Source organism: Pseudomonas sp. C8002 (assembly GCF_013385765.1).
GTDB lineage: Bacteria > Pseudomonadota > Gammaproteobacteria > Pseudomonadales > Pseudomonadaceae > Aquipseudomonas.
Genome location: NZ_JACAPJ010000029.1, coordinates 121,129 through 143,556 on the forward strand (window position 1 = coordinate 121,129; position 22,428 = coordinate 143,556).

General features: G+C 61.7%; 20 protein-coding genes. 14 read left to right on the forward strand and 6 right to left on the reverse strand.

Annotated elements, in window-relative coordinates; all coding sequences use genetic code 11:
- Window positions 1-32: 32 nt before the first annotated feature.
- Window positions 33-773 carry a two-component system response regulator OmpR gene (ompR, locus tag HX814_RS26475; RefSeq protein WP_003213175.1) on the reverse strand — a complete coding sequence of 247 codons (741 nt, stop codon included), beginning with the start codon at window positions 771-773 and terminating at the stop codon, window positions 33-35.
- A 357-nt stretch (window positions 774-1,130) separates the two neighbouring features.
- Here ompR and HX814_RS26480 point away from each other — a divergent pair, with 357 nt between their 5' ends.
- The 7 genes from HX814_RS26480 to tauD all read left to right on the forward strand — a co-directional run bounded on the left by HX814_RS26480 (window position 1,131) and on the right by tauD (window position 9,349).
- Complete coding sequence (locus HX814_RS26480; RefSeq protein ID WP_102367889.1) at window positions 1,131-3,455, forward strand: Tex family protein; 2,325 nt, start codon at window positions 1,131-1,133, stop codon at window positions 3,453-3,455.
- Window positions 3,455-3,838, forward strand: coding sequence for a PaaI family thioesterase (locus tag HX814_RS26485; RefSeq protein ID WP_003213170.1), 384 nt, complete (start codon window positions 3,455-3,457; stop codon window positions 3,836-3,838). Before HX814_RS26480 ends, HX814_RS26485 begins: the two co-directional genes overlap by 1 nt.
- Window positions 3,839-4,052: 214 nt before the next feature.
- A complete protein-coding gene (gene gshA / locus HX814_RS26490) occupies window positions 4,053-5,636 on the forward strand; it encodes a glutamate--cysteine ligase (RefSeq protein WP_008435798.1) in 1,584 nt (527 codons plus the stop codon).
- Between the two features lie 246 nt (window positions 5,637-5,882).
- Window positions 5,883-6,860, forward strand: a complete 978-nt coding sequence (tauA, locus tag HX814_RS26495) for a taurine ABC transporter substrate-binding protein (RefSeq protein ID WP_003213167.1) — start codon at window positions 5,883-5,885, stop codon at window positions 6,858-6,860.
- An 18-nt stretch (window positions 6,861-6,878) separates the two neighbouring features.
- Window positions 6,879-7,658 carry a taurine ABC transporter ATP-binding subunit gene (gene tauB / locus HX814_RS26500; RefSeq protein WP_023659332.1) on the forward strand — a complete coding sequence of 260 codons (780 nt, stop codon included), beginning with the start codon at window positions 6,879-6,881 and terminating at the stop codon, window positions 7,656-7,658.
- Entirely contained in the window at window positions 7,655-8,491 is an 837-nt protein-coding gene (tauC, locus tag HX814_RS26505; protein ID WP_003213163.1) for a taurine ABC transporter permease TauC, read from the forward strand. Before tauB ends, tauC begins: the two co-directional genes overlap by 4 nt.
- Window positions 8,492-8,512: 21 nt before the next feature.
- On the forward strand, window positions 8,513-9,349 hold the full coding sequence (gene tauD / locus HX814_RS26510; protein ID WP_177009302.1) for a taurine dioxygenase: 837 nt from the start codon (window positions 8,513-8,515) through the stop codon (window positions 9,347-9,349).
- Window positions 9,350-9,496: 147 nt separating this feature from the next.
- Here the strand turns inward: tauD and mgrA are convergent, their stop codons facing one another.
- The 3 genes from mgrA to HX814_RS26525 all read right to left on the reverse strand — a co-directional run bounded on the left by mgrA (window position 9,497) and on the right by HX814_RS26525 (window position 13,024).
- On the reverse strand, window positions 9,497-10,534 hold the full coding sequence (gene mgrA / locus HX814_RS26515; RefSeq protein WP_003211877.1) for an L-glyceraldehyde 3-phosphate reductase: 1,038 nt from the start codon (window positions 10,532-10,534) through the stop codon (window positions 9,497-9,499).
- A gap of 109 nt (window positions 10,535-10,643) precedes the next feature.
- Window positions 10,644-11,972: an OprD family outer membrane porin gene (locus HX814_RS26520; RefSeq protein ID WP_080673292.1), complete on the reverse strand. Its 1,329-nt coding sequence runs from the start codon at window positions 11,970-11,972 to the stop codon at window positions 10,644-10,646.
- A gap of 161 nt (window positions 11,973-12,133) precedes the next feature.
- Window positions 12,134-13,024, reverse strand: a complete 891-nt coding sequence (locus HX814_RS26525; RefSeq protein WP_087692729.1) for a LysR family transcriptional regulator — start codon at window positions 13,022-13,024, stop codon at window positions 12,134-12,136.
- Window positions 13,025-13,143: 119 nt separating this feature from the next.
- Between HX814_RS26525 and HX814_RS26530 the strand changes: the two genes are divergently transcribed.
- Window positions 13,144-13,875: an SDR family oxidoreductase gene (locus HX814_RS26530; RefSeq protein WP_008435807.1), complete on the forward strand. Its 732-nt coding sequence runs from the start codon at window positions 13,144-13,146 to the stop codon at window positions 13,873-13,875.
- A 177-nt stretch (window positions 13,876-14,052) separates the two neighbouring features.
- Window positions 14,053-14,301: a hypothetical protein gene (locus tag HX814_RS26535; RefSeq protein WP_003211868.1), complete on the forward strand. Its 249-nt coding sequence runs from the start codon at window positions 14,053-14,055 to the stop codon at window positions 14,299-14,301.
- 3 nt (window positions 14,302-14,304) lie between these two features.
- Here the strand turns inward: HX814_RS26535 and betT are convergent, their stop codons facing one another.
- Both betT and epsC read right to left on the reverse strand, forming a co-directional pair.
- A complete protein-coding gene (gene betT / locus HX814_RS26540; protein WP_003211865.1) occupies window positions 14,305-16,266 on the reverse strand; it encodes a choline transporter BetT in 1,962 nt (653 codons plus the stop codon).
- 449 nt (window positions 16,267-16,715) lie between these two features.
- Window positions 16,716-17,642, reverse strand: coding sequence for a serine O-acetyltransferase EpsC (epsC, locus tag HX814_RS26545; RefSeq protein ID WP_008435810.1), 927 nt, complete (start codon window positions 17,640-17,642; stop codon window positions 16,716-16,718).
- A 166-nt stretch (window positions 17,643-17,808) separates the two neighbouring features.
- Between epsC and HX814_RS26550 the strand changes: the two genes are divergently transcribed.
- The 5 genes from HX814_RS26550 to HX814_RS26570 all read left to right on the forward strand — a co-directional run bounded on the left by HX814_RS26550 (window position 17,809) and on the right by HX814_RS26570 (window position 22,365).
- The gene (locus HX814_RS26550) at window positions 17,809-18,801 is read left to right on the forward strand and encodes a D-cysteine desulfhydrase (protein WP_003211860.1); all 993 of its coding nucleotides are present in this window, start codon (window positions 17,809-17,811) and stop codon (window positions 18,799-18,801) included.
- Between the two features lie 231 nt (window positions 18,802-19,032).
- On the forward strand, window positions 19,033-19,827 hold the full coding sequence (gene tcyJ / locus HX814_RS26555) for a cystine ABC transporter substrate-binding protein (protein ID WP_003211859.1): 795 nt from the start codon (window positions 19,033-19,035) through the stop codon (window positions 19,825-19,827).
- Window positions 19,827-20,492, forward strand: a complete 666-nt coding sequence (gene tcyL / locus HX814_RS26560) for a cystine ABC transporter permease (protein WP_003211857.1) — start codon at window positions 19,827-19,829, stop codon at window positions 20,490-20,492. Before tcyJ ends, tcyL begins: the two co-directional genes overlap by 1 nt.
- A gap of 3 nt (window positions 20,493-20,495) precedes the next feature.
- Complete coding sequence (tcyN, locus tag HX814_RS26565; RefSeq protein ID WP_134325540.1) at window positions 20,496-21,242, forward strand: L-cystine ABC transporter ATP-binding protein TcyN; 747 nt, start codon at window positions 20,496-20,498, stop codon at window positions 21,240-21,242.
- A 337-nt stretch (window positions 21,243-21,579) separates the two neighbouring features.
- Window positions 21,580-22,365 carry a hypothetical protein gene (locus tag HX814_RS26570; protein ID WP_177009303.1) on the forward strand — a complete coding sequence of 262 codons (786 nt, stop codon included), beginning with the start codon at window positions 21,580-21,582 and terminating at the stop codon, window positions 22,363-22,365.
- Window positions 22,366-22,428: the final 63 nt, after the last annotated feature.

Sequence of the window (22,428 nt, forward strand, 5' to 3'; positions counted from 1 at the left end):
TCACCGGCACGCCCGCCTCTGCAAATCATCGGTCACTTGGTTGCAGTGCCATCCGGCACAAACACGTAACCCACACCCCACACCGTCTGGATATAACGCGGCTTGGATGGATCGGGTTCGATCATCCGGCGCAGACGGGAGATCTGTACGTCGATGGAGCGCTCGAGGGCGTCCCACTCGCGGCCACGGGCCAGGTTCATCAGCTTGTCGCGGGTCAGCGGCTGGCGAGCGTTCATCACCAGTGCCTTGAGCACGGCGAATTCGCCGGTGGTCAGCATGTGCACTTCATCGCCACGCTTGAGCTCACGGGTGGCCAGCGACAGCTCGTAGTCACCGAAGGTCACGCTTTCGTCTTCGCTGCCTGGGGCACCCGGTACCGGGGCGGCCTGGCGACGCAGTACGGCCTTGACACGTGCCATCAGCTCGTCCGGATTGAACGGCTTGGCCAGGTAATCGTCGGCGCCCAGTTCCAGGCCCTTGATGCGGCTCAGCTCATCGCCCTTGGCGGTCAGCATGATGATCGGGATCTGATTGTTGGCGCCGCGCAGGCGTTTGCAGGCGGTCAGGCCGTCTTCGCCGGGCAGCATCAGGTCCAGCACCACCAGGTTGAAGACTTCACGTCCCAACAGGCGGTCCATCTGTTCGGTGTTTGGCACCGCGCGGGCACGGTAGCCCTTGGAGTTGAAGAAACGCTCCAGCAGGCTGCTCAGCCCCGGATCGTCATCAACGATGAGAATTTTTTCGCCTTCAGCAGTTTGTGCAGTGCTGCTCATTAGATGCTCCTCTTATCTCGGCGCGCATTATGGCGTAGCTGCCGTTATACGCACCGTGTGCATTGTTAGCAGATTTTTCCTCTACCGCCAGCGAACCCGCGCCCTACAACCTTGGCGGCAATCCCCCCAAGGGCAGAACGCTGGTTATAATGCGGCGCCTTTGTGCAGGGCAACGTCAGTTCGTTACCGTTTACTGCCAGGGGATTTTTTTCACCCGCTTGTAGTGATTTTTTCGATTTCGAGGGTCAATAGGCTGCCTCTTGACCCAGGCAGCGGCGCCAGACGGGCCGCTCAACCAGCCTCGCGAGCCTTGTTTTCCGGGCCTGCGAGCCTGCTTTCAGAATTTCAGGTGGTTTTATGGACAGCATCAACAGCCGCATCGCCGAGGAACTCGGCGTACGCCCACAACAGGTCGAAGCGGCCGTCGCTCTACTGGATGAAGGCTCCACAGTGCCCTTCATCGCCCGTTACCGTAAAGAAGTCACCGGCAGCCTCGATGATATCCAGTTGCGGCATCTGGAAGAGCGCCTGCGCTACCTGCGAGAACTCGACGAACGGCGTATCAGCATCCTCGCCAGCATCGAAGAGCAAGGCAAGCTGACCCCGCAGCTGGAACGCGACATCAAGCTCGCCGACACCAAGACCCGCCTCGAAGACTTGTACCTGCCGTACAAGCAGAAGCGCCGCACCAAGGGCCAGATCGCCCTGGAAGCGGGCCTCGGCGAGCTGGCCGACGGTCTGTTCAATGACCCGTCCCTGGCCCCGGAAACCGAAGCTGCACGCTTTGTCGATGCCGAAAAAGGCGTGGCCGACGTCAAGGCCGCCCTCGAAGGCGCCAAGTACATCCTCATGGAGCGCTTCGCCGAAGACGCCAACCTGCTGGAAAAACTGCGCAACTACCTGAAACAGGAAGCCACCCTCAGTGCCCGCGTGATCGCCGGCAAGGAAGAGGAAGGCGCCAAGTTCCGCGATTACTTCGAACACGACGAGCCGCTGAAAAGCATGCCGTCCCACCGTGCACTGGCGATTTTCCGCGGCCGCAACGAAGGCATCCTGAGCTCCGCGCTGAAAGTCGGCGACGAGCTGCCAGGCACCATGCACCCGTGCGAAGGCATGATCGGTCAACAGTTCGGCATCCAGAATCAGAATCGTCCTGCGGACAAGTGGCTCAGTGAAGTCGTGCGCTGGACCTGGAAGGTCAAGCTCTACACCCACCTGGAAACCGACCTGCTGGGCGAGTTGCGCGACGGCGCCGAAACCGAAGCCATCAGCGTATTCGCCCACAACCTGCACGACCTGCTGCTGGCCGCACCCGCCGGCCCACGCGCGACCCTGGGCCTCGACCCGGGCCTGCGCACCGGCTGCAAGGTTGCCGTGGTCGACGCCACCGGCAAGCTGCTGGATCACGCCACGGTTTACCCCCACGTGCCGCACAACAAGTGGGACCAGACCATCGCCATCCTGGCCGCCCTGTGCGCCAAGCACTCGGTGGACCTGATTGCCATCGGCAACGGCACCGCCAGCCGTGAAACCGACAAGCTGGCCGCCGAGCTGATCAAAAAATACCCAGGCATGCAGATGACCAAGGTGATGGTCTCCGAGGCCGGCGCTTCGGTGTACTCCGCGTCTGAACTGGCTTCCAAGGAATTCCCGGACCTCGACGTGTCGATCCGTGGCGCAGTGTCCATCGCTCGCCGCCTGCAGGACCCACTGGCCGAGCTGGTGAAGATCGACCCGAAATCCATCGGCGTCGGCCAGTACCAGCACGACGTGTCGCAGCTGAAACTGGCTCGCGGCCTGGACGCCGTGGTTGAAGACTGCGTGAACGCCGTGGGCGTGGACGTAAACACCGCTTCGGTTGCGCTGCTGGCCCGCATCTCCGGCCTCAACGCCACCCTGGCGCAGAACATCGTGACCCACCGCGACGAAAACGGTGCGTTCAAGACCCGTGCAGCGCTGAAAAAAGTCGCACGCCTTGGCGAAAAAACCTTCGAACAAGCCGCCGGCTTCCTGCGCGTCATGAACGGTGACAACCCGCTGGATTCCTCGGCTGTCCACCCGGAAGCCTACCCGCTGGTACAACGCATTGCCGCTGAAACCGACCGCGACATCCGCTCGCTGATCGGCGACGCCGCGTTCCTCAAGCGCCTCGACCCGAAGAAGTACACCGACGAAACCTTCGGCGTGCCGACCATCACCGACATCCTGCAAGAGCTGGAAAAACCTGGCCGCGACCCGCGTCCCGAGTTCAAGACCGCCGAATTCCAGGAAGGCGTCGAAGACCTCAAGGACCTGCAACTGGGGATGATCCTCGAAGGCGTGGTGACCAACGTGACCAACTTCGGCGCGTTTGTGGATATCGGCGTGCATCAGGACGGTTTGGTGCACATCTCTGCGCTTTCGGAGAAGTTCATCAAGGACCCGCGTGAAGCGGTGAAAGCCGGTGATGTGGTTAAGGTCAAGGTCATGGAAGTCGACATCCCGCGCAAACGCGTCGGCCTGTCGATGCGCATGAGCGACACCCCGGGCGAGAAAATCGACGGTGCCCGCGGCGCACGCCCGGGCTCGGCGCCACGCCAGTCCCAAGGCGCCGCCCCCCGCAAGGAAACCGCTGCGCCAGCCCCGGCCAACAACGCCATGGCTTCGCTGTTCGCCAACGCCAAACAACTGAAGAAACGTTAATGGAACTGCCAGCCGGCTTGACCCACAGCGCGTTCAGCGAACTCATTGGCTGCCGCCTGCAGCGCCTGGAAACCGGTGTTGCCGAGGTGGCCTTGACCCTGGAACCGCAGTTGCGCAACCGCGCTGGCAAGCTCCATGGCGGGGCGATCTTCAGCCTGGTGGACATTGCCATGGGGCTGGCGTGTTCCAGCTCCCATGGTTTCGACCAGCAGAGCGCGACCATCGAATGCAAGATCAACTACATCCGCGCCGTTTCCGACGGCGATGTGCTGTGCACCGCCCGAGTGATTCACCCGGGTCGGCGCACGCTGGTGGTCGAGGCGGACGTGTACCAGGACGAAAAACTGGTCGCAAAAGCACAAGGCACCTTCGCTGTCCTATAGCTCCCTGTCATCGATTTGAGTTAATTTCGGCGCTTCGAAAGTTGCGCCGAACTTTTCCTCGTGCGCGATGGCCAGATTCAGGGACGAGGGCGGCTCTTTCAGAGTGGGTCAATCCGGCTCAAAAACCAGGCGATAACGCCAGTTTCCACTTCACCCTTGTAGACCGTCCTGACCACCCCCATATTGGGGCGACTGACGCGTGAAGGAATCCAACTTGAGCGAACTTCTCAACCGCCGCCTGGCCCTGCTCGGCAAGCACGAACACCTCTCTTTGCTCGAGCAATGCCTGCACGGCATCGAGCGCGAATGCCTGCGCGTCACCGGTGAAGGCCGACTGGCACAAACGCCGCATCCCGAGGCCCTGGGCGCTGCACTGACCCACGAACAGATCACCACCGACTATTCCGAGTCGCTGCTTGAATTCATCACGCCGGCGTTGCCCAACCCGGCCGATACCCTGAGCAGCCTCGACAAGATCCACCGTTTTGCCTACAGCAAGCTCGGCAGCGAGTACCTGTGGAGTCCATCGATGCCGTGCCCGTTGCCGGCCGAGGAAGATATTCCGATTGCCTACTACGGCACCTCCAACATCGGACAGCTCAAGTACGTGTATCGCAAGGGCCTGGCCCTGCGGTACGGCAAGACCATGCAGTGCATCGCCGGGATCCACTACAACTTTTCCCTGCCGGAAGACCTCTGGCCGTTGCTCAAGGAAGCCGAAGGCTTTGTGGGCACCGACCGGGATTACCAGTCCACGGCCTATATCGCGCTGATCCGTAACTTCCGCCGCTACAGCTGGCTGCTGATGTACCTGTTCGGCGCCTCGCCGGCCCTGGACGCGGGTTTCCTGCGCGGTCGTTCGCACCAGCTCGAAGTGCTGGACGCCGACACCCTGTACCTGCCGTACGCCACCAGCCTGCGCATGAGCGACCTGGGTTACCAGAGCAACGCCCAGGCCGGCCTGACGCCGTGCTACAACGACCTGGCGAGCTACACCGACAGCTTGCGCGAAGCTGTGGCAACACCCTACGCACCGTACGTCGAAGTCGGCACCCATAAGGACGGTGAGTGGGTTCAGCTCAACACCAACATCCTGCAGATCGAAAACGAGTACTACTCCAACATCCGGCCCAAGCGCGTGACCTACACCGGCGAACGGCCGATCCAGGCGCTGATGGCCCGTGGCATCCAGTACATTGAAGTGCGCTGCCTGGACATCAACCCGTTCCTGCCGATGGGCATCGACTTGCAAGAGTCGCGCTTCCTCGATGCGTTCCTGCTGTATTGCGCGCTGAATGACAGCCCGCTGTTCGCCGACAATGAGTGCGGCAACGCCACCTCCAACTTCCTCAGCGTGGTCAAGGAAGGCCGCCGTCCGGGCCTGCAATTGCAGCGCCGTGGCGAATCGGTGGACATGAAGGAATGGGCGGCAGAGCTGCTGGAGCAGATTGCTCCGCTGGCGGCGATGCTGGACCAGAGCCAGGGCATCAATGAACACAGCCAGGCGCTGGACGCGCAGCTGGCGAAGGTCAAGGATTCGTCCCTGACCCCGTCGGCCCAGGTGCTGGCGGCGATGAGCGAGCGTAAAGAGAGCTTTGCGCAGTTCTCGCTGCATCAGAGCCAGGTGCATGCGGAGTACTTCCGCAGCGAGCCGTTGAAGGCTGAGGAACAGGCACGCTTTGAGGAGCTGGCGCGCAGTTCGCTGGCGCAGCAGGCGGAGCTTGAGCAGAACGAAGTGGGTGATTTTGACGTGTTTGTCGGGTCGTACCAGGCGAGCATCCTCGCTATCAGCAACTAAAAGCCTGACACAGACCCCTGTGGGAGCGGGCTTGCTCGCGAAAGCGTTGTATCAGTCGATGTATTCGGTGACTGATTCACCGCTTTCGCGAGCAAGCCCGCTCCCACATTTGACCTACGCGCCTTCTAGCCTGGCGCGCGAGTTTCTCCTCATAAGCTAATTCGAAAATGTTATTTATTTTCGGATTCTTAGATCATTTAGTCTTCTCACACGCCGACCTCCGGCCGCCTGATGAGGACTTCCCCCTTGAAACTGCACTTCCCCCTTCGCCTCTTGGCGGCGTTGTCCCTGGCCGGTGCCAGCCTGTTTGCCCAGGCCGCCGACGTGACCATCGCTTACCAGACCACCGTTGACCCGGCGAAAGTCGCCCAGGCCGACGGCGCGTACGAAAAAGCCACCAACGCCAAGATCGACTGGCGCAAATTCGACAACGGTGCCGACATCATCGCCGCCATCGCCTCCGGCGACGTGCAGATCGGCTACCTCGGTTCCAGCCCGCTGACCGCTGCCGTGACCCGCAAGGTTCCGGTGGAAACCTTCCTGATCGCCACCCAGATCGGCGGGGCCGAGGCCCTGGTGGCCCGCAACGGTTCCGGGATCAACAGCCCGCAGGACCTGATCGGCAAGAAAGTCGCCGTGCCGTTCGTTTCCACCGGCCACTACAGCCTGCTGGCCGCGTTGAAGCACTGGAACATCGACCCGTCCAAAGTGACCATCCTCAACCTCGCCCCGCCGGCCATCATCGCCGCCTGGAAACGTGGTGATATCGACGCCACCTACGTGTGGGACCCAGCGCTTGGCGTAGCCAAGGAAAACGGCAAGGTGCTGATCACCTCCGGCGAACTGGCCAAGTTCGGCGCGCCGACCTTCGATGCCTGGATCGTGCGTAAGGATTTCGCCGAGAAGCACCCGGAAATCGTCACGGCTTTTGCCAAGGTCACCCTGGATGCCTATGCCGCTTACCGCAAAGACCCACAAGCCTGGCTGGCTGACAAAGGCAACGTCGACAAACTGGTGAAGCTCTCCGGGGCCAAGGCCAGCGACATTCCGCTGCTGCTGCAAGGCAACGTCTACCCGCTGGCGGCTGACCAGGTCACCCTGCTCGGCGCACCGACCACCAAGGCTGTCACCGATACCGCCGCGTTCCTCAAGGAACAAGGCAAGGTCGACGCCGTACTGCCGGACTACGCCCCGTACGTCAGCCCGAAGTTCATCACTAACTGATACCAGGAGTTAACCGCGATGGCCTTGCTACAACTGGAGCGCATCAGCGCACAGTACCCAGGCAGCCCGGAGCCAGTACTGGCAGATATTTCCCTGAGCCTTGGGCCCCAGCAATTACTGGTGGCCCTCGGCCCTTCCGGCAGTGGCAAGACTTCGCTGTTGAACCTGATTGCCGGCTTTGTCGAACCCAGCGCCGGGCGCATCACCCTTGACGGTGTGCCGGTAAAAGGACCGAGCGCCGAACGCGGCGTCGTGTTCCAGGACGACGCCCTGCTGCCCTGGCAGGACGTGCTGGCCAACGTCGGCTTCGGCCTGGAGTTGGCAGGCGTGCCCAAGGACCAGCGGGAAATCCGCGCCCGGGAAATGCTCGCCCTGGTGGACCTCGCCGGTTTCGACAGCCGTCGTATCTGGCAACTCTCCGGTGGCCAGAAGCAACGTGTCGGCCTGGCCCGTGCATTGGCTGCCGACCCCCGCGTACTGCTGATGGACGAACCCTTCGGCGCCCTTGATGCCTTCACCCGCGAACAGATGCAGGAGCTGTTGCTGCAAGTCTGGCGGCGCACGGCCAAACCGGTATTCCTGATTACCCACGACATCGAAGAAGCGGTGTTCCTCGCCACGGATTTGATTCTGCTGGCGCCCAACCCCGGCCAGATCGTCGAGCGCCTGAGCCTGGACTTCGGCCAGCGCTACGCCGCCGGCGAGTCGGCACGCGCGATCAAGTCCGACCCGCGCTTTATCGAAACCCGCGAACACGTGCTGGGCAAGGTGTTCTCCCAACGGCAGGTGTCCGCATGAGCAGTTACGAATTACCGGCCACGGCCACCAAGCCGGCGAGCAAACCCGTCGTGCCCGTACGCCGCAGCCTGAGCACCCGCTGGATCAGCGTGCTGACCCTGGTGACCCTGGTTGCCATCTGGTGGGCCGTGACCGCCAGCGGGCTGATCGAGCCGCTGTTCCTGCCACCGCCTTCGGCCGTGCTGCAAAAAGGCTGGCTGCTGGCGACCACCGGCTACATGGATTCCACCCTGTGGCAGCACCTGGGCGCGAGCCTCAAGCGCATCGGCCTGGGCCTCGGCTTTGCCGTGCTGACCGCCGTACCGGTGGGGATTGCCATCGGTTCCAACCGCATCGCCCGGGGCATTCTCGACCCGCTGATCGAGTTCTACCGGCCGATTCCACCACTGGCCTACCTGCCGCTGATCGTGATCTGGTGCGGCATCGGCGAGCTGTCCAAAGTACTGCTGATCTACCTGGCGATTTTTGCGCCGATCGCCATCGCGACCGCCACCGGCGTACGTACCGTCGACCCGGCCAAACTGCGCGCTGCGCAGTCGTTGGGCGCTACCCGGGCACAACTGATTCGCCATGTGATCCTGCCGAGCGCCCTGCCCGACATCCTCACCGGCGTGCGGATTGGCCTGGGCGTGGGTTGGTCGACCCTGGTAGCCGCAGAATTGATCGCGGCCACCAGCGGCCTGGGCTTCATGGTGCAGTCCGCCGCGCAATTCCTGGTCACCGACGTGGTGGTGCTGGGGATTCTGGTGATCGCGCTGATCGCCTTCGCCATGGAAATGGGCTTGCGTGCCCTGCAGCGCAAACTGGTGCCGTGGCATGGCCAGGCACACTGAAAAATTTTCGACGAGAATCCCATGAGCAGCCTGACCGTAACACCTCTCAGCACCGCCCTTGGCGCCCAGATCAGTGGCGTCGACATCACCCAACCGCTGAACATTGAAGACCGCGACGCCATCGAACAGGCGCTGCTCAAGCATTCGGTACTGTTCTTCCGCAACCAGCCGATCAACCCGCAGCAACAGGCGCGGTTCGCGGCGAATTTCGGCGACCTGCACATTCACCCGATCTACCCCAACGTGCCGGAGCAGCCTGAAGTGCTGATCCTCGACACCGCCGTGACCGACGTGCGCGACAACGCCATCTGGCACACCGACGTGACCTTCCTGCCCACCCCGGCCCTCGGTGCGGTACTGAGCGCCAAGCTGCTGCCGGAGTTTGGTGGCGATACGTTGTGGGCCAGCGGGATTGCCGCGTATGAGGCGCTGTCCGAGCCGTTCAAGAAACTGTTGGACGGTTTGACGGCAACCCATGACTTCACCCGCTCCTTCCCGCTGGAGCGTTATGGCAACACGCCGGAAGATTTGGCGCGCTGGGAAGAAGCCCGGCGCAAGAACCCGCCGCTGTCTCACCCGGTGATTCGAACGCACCCGGTGAGCGGGCGTAAGTCGCTGTTCGTCAGCGAGGGGTTCACCAGCAAGATCAACGAACTGGAGCCGGCGGAAAGCGACGCGGTGTTGAAGCTGCTGTTTGCCCATGCAACACGGCCGGAATTCACCATTCGCTGGCGTTGGCAGGAAAATGACGTGGCGTTCTGGGATAACCGCGTGACCCAGCATTACGCGGTGGATGATTACCGGCCGCAGCGGCGGGTTATGCATCGGGCGACGATTCTTGGAGATGTGCCGTTCTAGCAGGCACACCACAAATCAAATGTGGGAGCGGGCTTGCTCGCGAAAGCGGTGAATCAGTCGACATATCCAGTGACTGACACTCCGCTTTCGCGAGCAAGCCCGCTCCCACATTGGGTAGAGGTTGATGCCGGAATCGGGCTCTACTGCTTATTCAGCCGTAGACGGCTTCTCCCACAAATTAATCCCGCCTTCCTGGGCAAACCGATCAATCTCCGCCAGCTCTTGCGCGCTGAAGCTCAAATTCTGCAACGCCCCGACGTTTTCAATGATCTGCTCCGGCCGGCTTGCACCGATCAGGGCACTGGTGACCCGTGGATCACGCAACGTCCATGCCAGCGCCATCTGCGCCAGGCTCTGGCCGCGACGCTTGGCAATTTCATTCAGCGCGCGGGCGTGGGCGATGTTGGCCTCGGACAAATGCTTGGCCTGCAACGAACCACCACCCGGGCGATTGACCCGCGCATCCGCCGGTACGCCGTTGAGGTATTTGTCAGTCAGCAGCCCCTGGGCCAACGGCGTAAAGGCAATCACCCCGGCACCGAGCTCCTCGGTGACGTCCAGCAGGTCTTTTTCCACCCAGCGGTTGAGCAGGTTGTAGGCCGGCTGGTGGATCAGCAGCGGGACTTTCCACTCCTGGAGCAGCGCCGCAATTTCCCGGGTTTTCACGCCGGAGTAGGACGAGATCCCGATGTACAACGCCTTGCCCTGTTGCACGGCGGTGGCCAGTGCGCTGGCGGTTTCTTCCAGCGGGGTGTCGGCATCAAAACGGTGGGAGTAGAAGATGTCCACATAGTCGACGCCCAGGCGTTGCAGGCTCTGGTCGAGGCTCGCCAGCACGTACTTGCGCGAACCGCCGCCCTGGCCATAAGGGCCCGGCCACATGTCCCAGCCCGCCTTGCTGGAGATGATCAGTTCATCGCGGTAATGCTTGAAGTCTTCCCGCAGCAAACGACCGAAGTTGATCTCGGCGCTGCCGTATGGAGGGCCGTAGTTGTTGGCCAGGTCGAAGTGGTTGATACCCAGGTCGAACGCGGTGCGCAGCAAGGCGCGCTGGGTATCGATCGGGGTGCTGTCGCCAAAGTTGTGCCACAGCCCCAGGGACAGTGCCGGCAGCACCAGTCCGCTGCGACCTACGCGGCGGTAAGGAATAGATTCATAGCGGTTTTCGGCAGCAATGTAAGTCATCGAATCCTCTCTTGGACTTGGGGCAAATAAGGCCCGGGAATAAGCATATTCCCGGGCCTTTTAAGCAGCTGAATCGCTTAAGTCTGCCTATCCCTTTTACAGCAAAGTCCTACCAGAGTGGAACGACGTAGCTTACATAGAAGCGGTTTTCATCTTGCACCGTGGCACCGGTGATATCCGGGCTGGCGTGGGCATTTCGCCAGGTCACGCCCAGGCCTTTGAGGGTGCCGGTGGGCACCTGGTAAGCCACGGTGACGTTACGTTCCCATTCACTGGTAGTGCCTTGGGTGGTGCGGATGTCATCACCGTGTGCGTAGGACGTGGCGAAGGTCAGGCCGTTAAGGCCGAGTTTGCCGAAGTCATATTTGTACTGCGCCAGCCAGGTGCGCTCGCCGGCATGCTGGAATTTGTTCAGTTGCATGTTGGTGAGTGCCGGGGTGTCGGCGCCCGAGCCCGGGCCCTGGTTGCTGGCACCGCTGTTCAGGCCGGAATCCAGGTACGGGAAGTCGCTGTCGCCGCTGTTTTTCTGGATGCCCAGGCCGACGGTATGGCCGTCCAGGCTGTAGCTTTCCAACAGGCTGACGGTGGACTGGTTGATGCGGCCCTTGGAGGTGCCATCGCCGTAGAGACCCGCAGCGGAATAGTCTTTGTCGCCCGCGGCGTTTTCACCCACACCCAGGCTGCGGTACAGGCGCACGTCGGTGTCGATCGCGCCGACAGGCAAGGCGTCATGACGCTTGGCACCGAGGAAGAACTGCTGGTAGTAATCCTCAAGGTTGGAGTACCACAGGCTGACGGTGGTGTCCGGCAAACCTTTGTAGTCCGCGCCGCCGTAGAGGAAGCGATCGCTCTCTTTGGTGCCGCCGGCGGTGATCATGCCCTGGTCGCCGGTTTCGTTGCGGATCTTGGTCTTGAGGATGTCACCGGCGGTAAAGGTGAAGTCGGTCAAGTCCTTGGAAACCAACTGCACGCCGGTGTTGGTCTGCTGGTACAGGCGGCCGTCGGTGTTGGCCAGCACCGGGTTGTTGCCGTACAGCGTACCGACGCGCAATTCATCCTGGGCGAAGCGCATCTTGAAGGTCGGGCTGAGCACGCCGAACTGGTCGGCCGACTTGCCGTTATCCAGCGGGAACATGCTGCCGGGGTAGCGGCCCTGGTGATCCTTGTCATTGAGGTCGCCGCCGGAGTCCAGTTTCAAACCGTAGAACGCCTGCAGGTCCAGGCCAAAGCCCACCGGCCCATCGGTGTAGCCGGACTTGAAATTGAACTCAAAACCCTGGCCCCAATCACGGATGCTGTGGGCCTTGTTATTGCTGTTCACCACATCGCGCCCCTGCTGGTTGAGGTAGCGGTTGAGCAGGGTCACGTCGGCGTGGCTGTCATCGATAAAATCGGCGTGGGCGGACAGCATAAAGCTCGCCATGGCGGCACCCACCATGGGGCTTAATAACGTCTTCATTGGTACCGGTCTCCGTCACTGTTCTGAAATGAAAGCGTCAAACGCTTCACACAATTAGGCGATGGCCATGTGACAGTTCGGAGTCAAAACACCCTTTACCCGGATGAAATTAAATTTAAGAAACCCAGTAAAGACGCGGGTTAGCGGGCAGTGGCGAAGATTTCGGCGAGCCAATCGACGAACACTCGCACCCTCGGCGACATGTGTCGGTTTTGCGGGTAGAGCACCGAAACCGGCATGGGCGGCGGTGGTGTATCAATGAGGATTTCCTGCATCACGCCCTGGTTGATCAGCTCGGCGATGCGGTAGTGCGGGCACTGGATAATGCCCAGTCCGGCGACTGCGCTGGCGGAATAAATCTCTGCGCCGAACACCGACAGTGCCCCCTCGATCGTCACTTCCTGCACCTGGCCGTCGACCATGAATTCGAAGGGGAACAGCTTCGCGGTGGTGCGTGAAACATAGTTCACCGCACGGTGCTCGCCCAGGTCGGCGAGGCGCTTCGGCTCGCCGTATTTGCGCAGGTAGGCCGGGCTCGCGCAGGTCACCTGGCGCAGCGTCGCAACCCGGCGACCGATCAATGCCGAATCCCCCAGGGTGCCCGCCCGCAGCACACAATCCACGCCTTCGGCGATCAGGTCGACGAAGCGGTCCGCCTCGCTGATGGACAGCTCGATTTCCGGGTAGCGCGCCATGAATTGCGGCAGCGCCGGAATCACGAAGTACTTGGCCAGGGTGCCGTGCAAATCCACCCGCAGGCGGCCCTTGGGGGCCACCGAACGGAAGGCCAGTTCCGCCTCTTCCAGCTCCGCCAGCAGTTGCACACAGCGCAGGTAATAGGCCTCGCCATCCAGCGTGGGGCGGACGCGGCGGGTGCTGCGTTCCAGCAGGCGCGTGCCGAGCCAGGCCTCGAACTGGTTGAGGGTGTGGGTCAGGGTGGCGCGCGGCAGGTTCAGGTCATCGGCCGCCAGCGTGAAGCTGCTGCGTTCGTAAATCCTCACGAACACTTTCATCGCTTTGACCTGGTCCACGGCGCGTCTCCATTGTTGGTGATTCTTGAACAGTCAAGGCAACTCTGGCGCATTTATCGGCCTGGGTAAACATGTGAATCTGCTTCCACACCCAACCACTGCCCCAAGGAAACCAAATCATGACTACCCAAGTTGCTATCGTTACCGGCGCCTCACGCGGCATCGGCGCCGTGGTTGCCAGACAACTGGCCGCCGACGGTTATGCCGTCGCCATCAACTACGCCAACAGCGCCACCGAAGCGTCAAGGCTGGTAGTGGAGTTGCGCCAGGCCGGCCACCAAGCCATAGCGATCCAGGGCGACGTGGCCAGCGCCGCCGACGTCAAGCGCCTGTTCGACGAGACCGAAGCCCAGCTGGGCAAGGTTGATGTGCTGATCAACAACGCCGGGATCCTCAAGGTGCTGCCGCTGGCCCAACACAGCGATGAGCTCTACAACCAGAACTTCGACATCCATACCCGCGGCACCTTCAACGCCCTGCGTGAAGCCGCCACCCGCCTGAACGACGGCGGGCGCATCGTCAATTTCTCCAGCAGCACCGTCGGCCTCAACTTCCCCGGTTATGCGGTGTACATCGCCAGCAAGGCGGCGGTGGAATCCCTGACCCAGGTGTTCGCCAAGGAAATGCGCGGCCGGCGCATCACCGTCAACGCCGTTGCCCCGGGCCCGGTGGCGACCGAACTGTTCCTGCATGGCAAAAGCGAAGAGCAGATCCAGGGCCTGGCCAAGATGGCACCCCTGGAACGCCTGGGCCAACCGGAAGATATCGCCCGCGTGGTGGCGTTCCTGGTGAGCCCGGCCGGTGGTTGGGTGAACGGGCAAATCCTGCGGGCCAATGGTGGTTTGGTCTGAAGGCCACGCAGCACTCACTCTACGACGCACTAATATTGTGGCGAGGGAGCTTGCTCCCGCTGGAGTGCGCAGCGCTCCCATCTTTTTTGGGGCCGCTGTGCAGCCCAGCGGGAGCAAGCTCCCTCGCCACAGGTTTGCTGTTCACGGAAAATCAGCGGGTATCAGGAGACTTCAGATATGCACACCGCCCTCGTCATCACCGCCGGCCTGATCCTCCTCGCGCTGATGCTGTTCATCGGCCAAAAGCTGGGCGTCAGCCGGCACATTCTGGCCTACAGCTTTGTCGGGATCTGGCTGGTGGTGTCGGTGGTGAACGGCGCGGTAGGTGTGGTCACTGCCGGCCAGCCCCTGGTCTCGGAGCTGGTGATCGGCAGCGGGGTATTCGGTGCGCCGTTGGTGGCACTGGCCCTGTTTATCAGGGCCTGAGCCTTAACGAACCAGGTGCAGGAACTGCATGTGCCGTTCGTACTGGTCGAGGATGTCGTTGATGATCTGCTCCTTGGTGTAGCCCACCAGATCGTAGTCCTGACTGCCCTCGCTCAAGTGCACTTCCGCCCGGTAGTAGCGGCGGTTGTTGAGCTGCTTGGAACCCATGCCGCCCCGTGCGAATGACGGGGTGAAATAGCCGCGCATCTGCACCTGATACACAAACGGGTGCTGCTCGCCGTGGCCGATCTCCAGGCTGACGCTGTCGTTGGCCGGGTCAGGCTGGGTGACCACGTTGAGGCCTTTTTCGACAAACACCGCCGTCACTTCTTCGATGGCCGGACGCACCGTGGTCTCGAGGAAACGGTACACCTCATCCCGTGACGGGAAGTGCACCGCCTGGCTCAGGCGCTGGCGCCAACCGCCGGTGCCCTTGCGTGAGCCCGATACCGGCGCGAGGGAATGCATCTGCGCAATCTGCTTCTGCGACTCAAGGTAGAACGCCTTGTGCAGCCCCCACATCATCAGCAGCAGGATCATCGAGAACGGTAGCGAGGTCAGGACCACGGCCGACTTGAGCGAGTCGATGCTGCCGGCAAACAGCAGCGCGCTGGTCACCAACGCGGTCATCGCGCCCCAGAACACCCGCAGCCACTTCGGCCCGTCTTCATCGGCGTTGCCGCCTTTGGCCGACAAGGTCGAGAGCACCACCGTGCCGGAGTCGGCCGAGGTGACGAAGAACACGAAGCTGATAAACACCGTGACCGCGATAACGGTCTTGCTCCACGGGTAGGTTTCCAGCAGCAGGTAGAGGCTCATCGACGGGTCATCAATGGCCGACTGTCCCAGCGCCGTGAGGCCGTGGTTGAGCACCTGGTCGATGGCGCTGTTGCCGAAGATCGACATCCACGCCAGGGTGAAGCCCAGCGGGATCAACAGCACGCCGAACACGAATTCACGGATGGTACGACCGCGGGAAATGCGCGCGATAAACAGGCCTACGAACGGCGACCATGCGATCCACCAGGCCCAATAGAACACGGTCCAGCCGCCCAGCCAGTCGCTCGGTTTGTCGTAGGCGTAGAGGTCGAAACTCTTGGTCGGCAAGGCGCCGAGGTAGTCGCCGATGTTCTGGATCAGGGTGTTGAGCAAGTGTTGGGTAGGGCCGGCGAACAACACGAACAGCAGCAGCGCACAGGCCAGCAGCATGTTGATGTCGGACATCACCCGCACGCCCTTGTCGACGCCGGAGACCGCCACCAGGATCGCCGCGCCCATCATCAAGGTGATGAGGCCGACCTGGATCCACTGGGTGTGGGCCACGCCGAACAGGTAATCGAGCCCGGAGTTGAGGTGCAACACGCCAAAGCCCATGTCGGCGCCGAGGCCGAACACCGTGGCGATGATGCCGAAGCCGTCCACCGCATAACCGATGGGGCCGTTGATGCGCTTGCCGATCAGCGGATACAGCGCCGAGCGCAACGCCAGCGGCAGGTTATGCCGGTAGGCGAAGTACGCCAGGGCCATGCCGACGAAGGCGAACACGCCCCAGCCATGCAGGCCCCAGTGCAGAAACAGGATCTGCATGGCCTGGCGCGCGGCGTCACCGTTCAGGGCCTCGCCCTGGGGCGGTTGCACCAGGTGAGTCAGGGGTTCGGACACGCAGAAGAAAAACAGCGTGATGCTGATCCCGGCGGCGAACAGCATGCCGGCCCAGGACAGGTAACTGAATTCGGGCTCGTCGTGGTCGGCACCGAGTTTGATCTTGCCGTAGCCCGATAACGCGGTGACCACCACGAAGACCAGATACAGGGTCATCGCCAGCATGTAGTACCAGCCGACCGTGTTGGCCGCCCAGTTTTGTGCGGCCAGCAGCCAGGCGCCGGCTTGTTCGGGAATCGCGATGACGGTCAGGCCGAACAGCAGGATGAAGCTCGCGGCGAAGTAAAACACCGGCGGGTTCATGCGGACCAGACCGCTGGAAGGTGTGGACGATGCACTCATGTAGGGCGCACCTCAAGGATGTGGGATGTGGCTGTAAAAAACGGACTCAGCAAAGGTAAGCCTCCTGTTGTGAGCGGGCAGCGAACCACCGATTTAACTTGAACGAACAGTCAAGTTAAACATGGATAGGGGTTTGAGGACTAATCGCAGGGCCGAGTGGTAGGTGTTTCCTACACTAGCTCAAGGAAAGGTATGACGTCTGAGGATGACGAAACGTTCAGCGATTGCTGAGTGAAATACGGCTCGAATTTGGGTAGTGCGGTTCAAATTTGGAATGCAGACAAAATGTGGGAGCGGGCTTGCTCGCGAATGCGGCGTGTCAGCCAACACTTCTGGCGACTGATACACCGCATTCGCGAGCAAGCCCGCTCCCACATTGGATCTGTGTGATCGTTAGAGAGGGCGCTGCTCTATTTCTGCGTCCCATCATCATGCTGCAGATTCGCCTGGGTCAGGTTCGCCCCCGCCGGCACACTGCGCGTCAGCCACACATTGCCGCCAATGGTCGAGCCCTTGCCGATGGTAATCCGCCCCAGGATCGTCGCCCCGGCGTAGATCACCACGTCATCCTCGACAATCGGATGCCGCGGATGGCCTTTCTGCAATTGCCCATCCTCATCCGCCGGGAAACGCTTGGCGCCCAATGTCACGGCCTGGTAGATCCGTACCCGCTCGCCGATGATCGCCGTCTCGCCAATCACCACACCCGTCCCGTGGTCGATAAAGAAGCTCGGGCCGATCTGCGCGCCCGGGTGAATATCAATCCCGGTCGCCGAATGCGCGATTTCCGCACTGATGCGCGCCAGCAACGGCAAGCCTGCCCGATACAAGTGGTGCGCCAGGCGATGGTGAATGACCGCCAAAATCCCCGGGTAGCACAACAGCACTTCATCCACGCTGCGCGCCGCCGGGTCGCCGTGGTAGGCGGCGAGCACGTCGGTGTCCAACAGGCTGCGCAAGCCTGGCAACGCCAGGGCGAAATCCTGGATCAGGTGGATGGCATGGGCGTCGACTTCACTGTCATCCTCGCCACCTTGCCGCGCGGCATATCGCAGCTCCAGGCGCGCCTGGGCGAGCAATGCATTCAGCGCCACATCCAGGGTGTGGCCGACGTAGAAGTCTTCACTTTCTTCACGCAGGTCCACCGGCCCCAGACGCATGGGGAACAGCGCACCACACAACGCCTCGAGAATCTGCGCCACGGCTTCCCGTGAAGGCAGCTCGCGCCCGCCCTGCTCGCCGCTGACCCGGCCGTTGCGGGTGCGCCACTGGTCCCGGGCGCTGCGCAGCTGGCTGACGATGGTCTGTAATTGCCAATGACTGGAACGCTCACTCACGGTCTTCACTCCTGACGAAATGCCCATCACTTTACGGCAAGGAACCTGAGCGTCCTTAAGAACCAATAGTGCAATGCTAATAACCCGTCGACATAAGCGATTGGCGGTTGCCGACGCAAAAGTGCCTGCCTATAGTCCCAGCATCTCTGACCACCCGTGCGTAGCCATGATCAAACAACAGCTCGACCGCTTTAACCGTCTGGAACTGCTGGGCGGCGCCACCGCCCTGGAAAAACTCGAGCGGCTGTCGGCCTGGCTGGGGCGTGACGTCTACGTCAAACGCGACGACACCACGCCGCTGGCGATGGGCGGCAACAAGCTGCGCAAACTCGAATACCTTGCCGCCGATGCGCTGGCCCAGGGTGCCGACACCCTGGTGACCGCCGGCGCGATCCAGTCCAACCATGTACGCCAGACCGCTGCGCTGGCCGCCAAGCTGGGCCTGGGCTGCGTTGCCCTGCTGGAAAACCCGACGGGCACCGAAGACCCCAACTACCTGGCCAACGGCAACCGCCTGTTGCTGGAGCTGTTCGACGCCAAGGTCGAGTTGGTGGAGAACCTGGACAACGTCGACGACCAGCTCAACGCCCTCGCCGACCGCCTGCGCAGCAACGGCAAGAAGCCGTACCTGGTGCCCATCGGCGGCTCCAACGCCCTCGGCGCCCTGGGTTACGTGCGCGCCGGGCTGGAACTGGCCGGGCAGATTGAAGACAGCGGCATCCCGTTCTCCACCGTGGTCCTGGCCTCCGGCAGCGCCGGCACCCACAGCGGCCTGGCCCTGGCGCTGGCCGAAGTGCTGCCCGACCTGCAAGTGATTGGCATCACGGTGTCCCGTACCGACGAAGCCCAGCGCCCCAAGGTGCAGGGCCTGGCCGAACGTACCGCCGAACTGCTCGGCGTGCCGCTGCCGGACGCGTTCAAGGTGATCCTGTGGGACGAGTACTTCGCCCCCCGTTATGGCGAGCCGAGTGCCGGCACGCTGGCGGCGATCAAGCTGGTAGCGAGCCAGGAAGGCCTGCTGCTGGACCCGGTCTACACGGGCAAGGCCATGGCCGGGTTGCTGGATGGCATTGGACGCCAGCGCTTTGAAGAGGGGCCGATCATCTTCCTGCACACGGGTGGCGCACCGGCGTTGTTTGCTTATGATTCGAGCTTTTGATATTCCATAAAGAAATATCAATCTGATTTTATATTATTTTCAAGTCTTAAAAACCGGCTTTATAGTCGCGCCGTAGGCGAGCTTGATGGCGATACGCATGACTGGGCAGATCCAAAACACCGAGTTGATGCAATCGCGGGCAAGCCCGGCTCCCACACACGGCGCTTTTAAGGCAGGATACGACTACCGCGTCACCTGCATCGCTCAACATAAAAAACACAGGGGCTCTTCATGACTATTTCCGTATTCCGTCGCACGTTACTGGTTGGCACATTGGGGCTGGCGCTTGGCGCCGGGTGGCTCGGTCAGGCAGTTGCCGGCGAGCAGTTGGACAACATCAAGAAAGCCGGCGAAATCAAGATTGGCCTGGAAGGCACCTACCCGCCGTTCAGCTTCGTCGATGAAAGCGGCAAGCTCAGCGGTTTCGAGGTCGAGTTGTCCGAAGCGCTGGCCAAGAAGCTGGGCGTCAAGGTCAAGCTGCAAGCCACGCCGTGGGATGGCATCCTCGCCGCCCTGGAATCCAAGCGCCTGGACGCGGTCGTCAACCAGGTGACCATCTCCGATGCGCGCAAGGAAAAGTATGACTTCTCCAAGCCTTACACCGTCTCCGGGATCCAGGCGCTGACCCTGGCGAAGAACGTCGACACCATCAAGACCGCCGACGACCTGGCCGGCAAGAAAATCGGTGTGGGCCTGGGCACCAACTACGAACAATGGCTCAAGGAAAACCAACCGAAAGCCATCGTCAAAACCTACAACGATGACCCAACCAAGTTCCAGGACCTGCGCATCGGCCGTGTCGACGCCATCCTGATCGACCGCCTCGCCGCGCTGGAATACGCCAAGAAAGCCAAGGACACCGCCGCTGCAGGTGCTGCGTTCTCCCGTCAGGAAGCCGGTATTGCCCTGCGCAAAGGCGAGCCTGAACTGCTGGCCGCGGTGAACAAGGCTCTGGACGAACTGCGCGCCGACGGTACCTTGAAGAAGCTGTCCGAGAAGTACTTCAACGCTGACGTTACTCAATAATGGAAGCAGGTTTCCAACTCGCGCTGGACTCCGCGCCCTTTCTGCTCAAGGGCGCGTACTTCACGGTCATCCTTAGCCTCGGCGGGATGTTTTTCGGCTTGCTGCTGGGCTTCGGCCTGGCCTTGATGCGCCTGTCGCGCTTCAAGCTGTTGAGCTGGACCGCCCGCGTCTACGTGTCGTTCTTTCGCGGCACGCCCTTGCTGGTACAGCTGTTCCTGATCTACTACGGCTTGCCGCAAGTGGGCATCGAGCTGGATCCGATCCCGGCGGCCATGATCGGCTTCTCGCTGAACATGGCTGCTTATGCCTGTGAAATCCTGCGTGCCGCCATCGGTTCCATCGAGCGCGGCCAGTGGGAAGCTGCGGCCAGTATCGGCATGACCCGTGCGCAGACCCTGCGCCGGGCCATCCTGCCGCAGGCCATGCGCACGGCCTTGCCGCCGCTGGGCAACAGCTTTATTTCCCTGGTCAAGGACACTGCCCTGGCCGCCACCATCCAGGTGCCGGAGCTGTTCCGCCAGGCGCAATTGGTCTCGGCCCGTACCTTCGAAATTTTCACCATGTATCTGTCCGCCGCCTTGATCTACTGGATTCTTGCCAGCGTCCTGGCGCACGTGCAAAACCGCCTGGAAGCACGAGTCAACCGGCATGACCTGGAGTCTTGAAGCATGATCGTGGTTGAAAAACTGACCAAACAATTCAAGGGTCAGGTGGTGCTTAACGGGATCGACCTTGAGGTCAAGGAAGGCGAAGTCGTCGCCATCATCGGCCCCAGCGGTTCCGGCAAGACCACCTTGCTGCGCTGCCTGAATTTCCTCGAAGAACCCACCAGTGGCCGAATCAAGGTCGGTGACATCGAGATCGACAGCAGCCGCCCGCTCAACCAACAGCAAAGCCTGGTGCGGCGCCTGCGCCAGCACGTGGGCTTTGTGTTCCAGAACTTCAACCTGTTCCCGCACCGCACGGCCCTGGAGAACGTCATCGAAGGCCCGATCGTGGTCAAGAAGATGCCCCGGGCCGCCGCAGATGCCCTGGGCCGCAAGCTATTGGCCCGGGTCGGCCTGGCAGGCAAGGAAGACGCCTACCCACGCCGCCTCTCCGGTGGGCAGCAGCAACGGGTGGCCATTGCCCGGGCCCTGGCGATGGAGCCGGAGGTGATCCTGTTCGATGAGCCGACTTCGGCCCTGGACCCGGAGCTGGTAGGCGAAGTACTGGCGACCATTCGCAGCCTCGCGGAAGAAAACCGCACCATGGTCATCGTGACCCACGAAATGAGTTTCGCCCGGGATGTGGCCAACCGGGTGATCTTCTTCGACAAGGGCGTCATTGTTGAACAAGGCGAAGCCAAGGCGCTGTTTGCCAACCCGAAAGAAGAACGTACCCGGCAGTTTCTCAGCAAGTTCATCAACAACTAACTTGCGCCGATTCATTGTAAGAAGCTTCGCTTTATAGAGTTGCCGAAAGGCAACTCGCCTCTTTAGTGTTTTTGGGGAAACACCCTTTATTCATTGGGTAAAAGTCACCCTGAAGCACGCACTTGCAGCGCCCTCCCAGTAAGACCCTTCTGAATATTCCATAACCCCCTGTTTGCCCCGCCCAGCCTCTTGACGCCAACTAACCAAGCCTCTTATCTAACGCCCAGAGGATTGGATCCATTCTGGTTTTTTATTAAATCGTTTCTTTCGGACTACGTCGCCTGCCCGCGCCTGATGTCCGGAACGATTGCTGCTGGCTGCACCAAGGAGATTATTTATGAAGCGTGTTTCCACCCAGGCGCTGCTCACTGCCCCGACCTTGCCCCAGGCCCATCGAGAAGGCATCAATGCCCTCGCTGCGACAAACCTGCAGGTCGATATCGCGCCTTACTGCGGCATGGACGAGGGCGACCTGATCGAGTTGTTCTGGAACAACTGCTTTGCCGCCTCCCGGCGCATCACCGCCGGCAAGATCGGCATGCCCACCAGCCTGCGAGTGCCGGAGAGCTTTGTGCAAAATGGCCCGGCACGGATTCATTACCGGGTCATGCAGGTCGGCCACGGCCCGGCGCGCTCGGCCATCACCCGGGTGCAGGTCAAGACCGACTACCCCGGCGGCATGCCCCCGGCACTGAGCCTTGATGAAAACCAGAACCTGGCCGCCGTCAGCCTGCCCGAGACCATCCGTCGCCATGGCGTCAACAGCAGCCAGATCCGCCGTGGCGTGCCCCTGACCATCGAGCCGTACCTGAACATGGCGACCGATGACGAGATCACCCTGCGCTGGGGTGACGTGCGCCTGGACCTGCCGAGCATCCAGGCTGGCGATGTGGGCAAGGCGGTGCAGGTGTGGGTGCCGTCGGCCATCATTGTCGAGGCTGGGGACGACCATCGCCTCGAAGTGACCTACTGCATTCTCGACCGGGTCGGCAACAATTCAAGCTGGGCGCCAGCCCGCATCCTGCGCATCGCCGCGCTCGCTCCCCAGGCCCCGACCAGCCCCGCCAGGGCCCCGCTGGCCTACCAACCCCGTCGCCCCGGCTCGCCTTGTGAACCGGGGTGACAGACCTTCTATGCATATTCCTAAAAGTTAGTTTATTAAAAAATTTAACACGCTTAGGGTATA

Bases quoted from the DNA above. Each gene is read 5' to 3' on its own strand.
- tauD (WP_177009302.1), top strand. From the start codon at position 8,513: ATGAGCAGCCTGACCGTAACACCTCTCAGCACCGCCCTTGGCGCCCAG.
- tcyL (WP_003211857.1), top strand. From the start codon at position 19,827: ATGGAAGCAGGTTTCCAACTCGCGCTGGACTCCGCGCCCTTTCTGCTC.
- HX814_RS26485 (WP_003213170.1), top strand. From the start codon at position 3,455: ATGGAACTGCCAGCCGGCTTGACCCACAGCGCGTTCAGCGAACTCATT.
- HX814_RS26480 (WP_102367889.1), top strand. From the start codon at position 1,131: ATGGACAGCATCAACAGCCGCATCGCCGAGGAACTCGGCGTACGCCCA.
- tauC (WP_003213163.1), top strand. From the start codon at position 7,655: ATGAGCAGTTACGAATTACCGGCCACGGCCACCAAGCCGGCGAGCAAA.
- betT (WP_003211865.1), bottom strand. From the start codon at position 16,266: ATGAACCCGCCGGTGTTTTACTTCGCCGCGAGCTTCATCCTGCTGTTC.
- HX814_RS26570 (WP_177009303.1), top strand. From the start codon at position 21,580: ATGAAGCGTGTTTCCACCCAGGCGCTGCTCACTGCCCCGACCTTGCCC.
- HX814_RS26530 (WP_008435807.1), top strand. From the start codon at position 13,144: ATGACTACCCAAGTTGCTATCGTTACCGGCGCCTCACGCGGCATCGGC.
- tcyJ (WP_003211859.1), top strand. From the start codon at position 19,033: ATGACTATTTCCGTATTCCGTCGCACGTTACTGGTTGGCACATTGGGG.
- tauB (WP_023659332.1), top strand. From the start codon at position 6,879: ATGGCCTTGCTACAACTGGAGCGCATCAGCGCACAGTACCCAGGCAGC.
- HX814_RS26520 (WP_080673292.1), bottom strand. From the start codon at position 11,972: ATGGTGGGTGCCGCCATGGCGAGCTTTATGCTGTCCGCCCACGCCGAT.
- ompR (WP_003213175.1), bottom strand. From the start codon at position 773: ATGAGCAGCACTGCACAAACTGCTGAAGGCGAAAAAATTCTCATCGTT.
- tcyN (WP_134325540.1), top strand. From the start codon at position 20,496: ATGATCGTGGTTGAAAAACTGACCAAACAATTCAAGGGTCAGGTGGTG.
- mgrA (WP_003211877.1), bottom strand. From the start codon at position 10,534: ATGACTTACATTGCTGCCGAAAACCGCTATGAATCTATTCCTTACCGC.
- HX814_RS26550 (WP_003211860.1), top strand. From the start codon at position 17,809: ATGATCAAACAACAGCTCGACCGCTTTAACCGTCTGGAACTGCTGGGC.
- HX814_RS26535 (WP_003211868.1), top strand. From the start codon at position 14,053: ATGCACACCGCCCTCGTCATCACCGCCGGCCTGATCCTCCTCGCGCTG.